We start from the raw sequence: 1,900 nt of genomic DNA, 5'->3' as shown, positions 1-1,900 counted from the left end.
GGTGTTCATGACACGCTTACGATTGAGACACCTACTCAGCACACCAATAGACCAAGTTAATCTAATCCGTACTTTGGTCTCTTATACGGAACCTTTTTGTAGTTTGACCCCGAAACCATATGTCGATTCACACTGAGGGTTGATACTTGTTGAGTTTTATAATCAATGGCAGCAACATCGATGGAATGCACAGATGAAAAAGTCCATCTATAAAGCGCTAGACAAACATGAGAGGTACCGAGGAAATATGAGCTGTTTTGAGTTTTGTAATTGCTCCTGTTGCGATATAGATGACAATTTCGATCGTATTTTGTCCACAGAGACCAATTTTGGCTTCAGTTTGTCTCAAATATCCAAATCTAATATTGGGTGGTTTACAGACGAAACAATCGCAGAGCATCAACTTAAGCTCTGGAACATTCGGCAACAATCAGGTATCTATATGCTTTGGCATAAAAGGACTACTGTGCCCAAGATGATCGTTTTCACATGACATGCCTATATGTTGGCAAAGGGGGCATCAGCCCTCGATTGCGGTCTCATTGGAAAAAGAAAGATTTCAGCGATGAAGCTCTTATTTACTTCTCCTATTTTCCTTGCAGTAATCGCCAAGCGAAATACATCGAACAGTTGTTCTTAGATCTTTACGATTTTCCATTAAACAAGGTAGAGAACGATGGTGTCCTGAGCCTATGCCAACACTGGAAACAGTGGGATGTTGACTAATTTATCTAACAAATAAGGAGTTTAAGGCGGATTCATAACGCTTGGCGGTTTAGGTTCAAGTCAGCTTAAGTGTCAAAGGTACAATGGTTTAGGTTTGGTGGTGGGCGTTGTTCACCACTTAACGCGGCTACATGGATTCCCCCGGTTGTCAAACATCCGCTAAACTTATGTTGATGGGTTTTGGACTGCCGCTCTACATTCGGCCTACTTATCGACGATTCGCATACGTCGTGGCCCTGATGACTTTACGCGACTGCGGTGCCTTATTCGTTAGATGACATCTAGTGTGTCCGCCGCACTAACAGGCTCTCCGCAAGTGGTCTTAACCTATCTCCATCATTAGCGTCTGCAATGACCCGGTGGGTTTAACCCTTTATGCTGCTTCGGTTTTTACTTAAGCAGCATAGTTTTCATATTCTGTTTGATTGTGTAAAAGTGACCATATAATTCGTGCGTTCTTCGCGGCCAGTGCCACTATTGCTCGGTTCATTCCTCTTCGTTCTAGAACGCCTCGACACCACTGACTTAACTTATCTTGCTTGTCGCCGTGTTTGGTTATCCGACCTAACCGAGGTTTTCCTCCTGTGGAATATTGCTTTGGTACGAGTCCTAGCCAAGCAGAGAAATCACGGCTTTTATCAAATTGAGAACCATTGCCTATCGAAGCAAGTATCGCAGTAGCGGTTTGCGACCCAATACCTCGAACTTTCATCACTCGTTGAACATTAGCGCTGACCTTAGCAAAAGAGTCGAAGACTTGTTCAGTATCGGCGATACGTTGATTCAATTCACCAAGGTGGTGATAAGCATCGGCAATCACCGTTCTAGCGAGATGTGGCAGTTCATTTTCTGCATCTTCGAGCATTAAGGGAATCTGTTTCATCAATGAAGAGCGACCAACGGGAATGATCAACCCGAACTCAGAAAGTAGGGCGCGCATGCGATTCATAAGCGCGGTGCGTTCACGAACCCAATGTTCTCTCATTCTATGTACCGATAGGATGGCTTGTTGCTCTGGTGATTTTACGGGCACAAAGCGAGTGGATGGTCGCTGAACAGCTTCGCAGATAGCAACAGCATCATTAAGGTCGTTCTTTCCCTTGGTTCGATAAGGAATTACGTATTTAACGGCCATAATACGGGTGTCGTGACCCAGTTTATTGAGTGTTCTTGC

At 44.3% G+C, this 1,900-nt stretch carries 2 protein-coding genes; one reads left to right on the top strand and one right to left on the bottom strand.

Annotated elements, in window-relative coordinates; translation table 11 throughout:
• Positions 1-489: 489 nt before the first annotated feature.
• Complete coding sequence (locus tag AB4371_RS21275; RefSeq protein WP_198591231.1) at positions 490-726, top strand: hypothetical protein; 237 nt, start codon at positions 490-492, stop codon at positions 724-726.
• A gap of 394 nt (positions 727-1,120) precedes the next feature.
• Here AB4371_RS21275 and AB4371_RS21270 read toward each other — a convergent pair.
• On the bottom strand, positions 1,121-1,900 hold a 780-nt coding region (locus AB4371_RS21270), incomplete at its 5' end, for an IS110 family transposase (protein ID WP_372150629.1).

Source organism: Vibrio sp. 10N.261.51.A3 (assembly GCF_041471965.1).
Classification (GTDB): Bacteria; Pseudomonadota; Gammaproteobacteria; order Enterobacterales; family Vibrionaceae; genus Vibrio; species Vibrio crassostreae_C.
Note: the sequence above shows the minus strand (reverse complement) of the source record. Positions and strands in the feature narration are given on the sequence as shown.

Excerpts from the sequence above, each read along its gene's own strand:
- AB4371_RS21275 (WP_198591231.1), top strand. The coding sequence starts at position 490 with ATGACATGCCTATATGTTGGCAAAGGGGGCATCAGCCCTCGATTGCGG.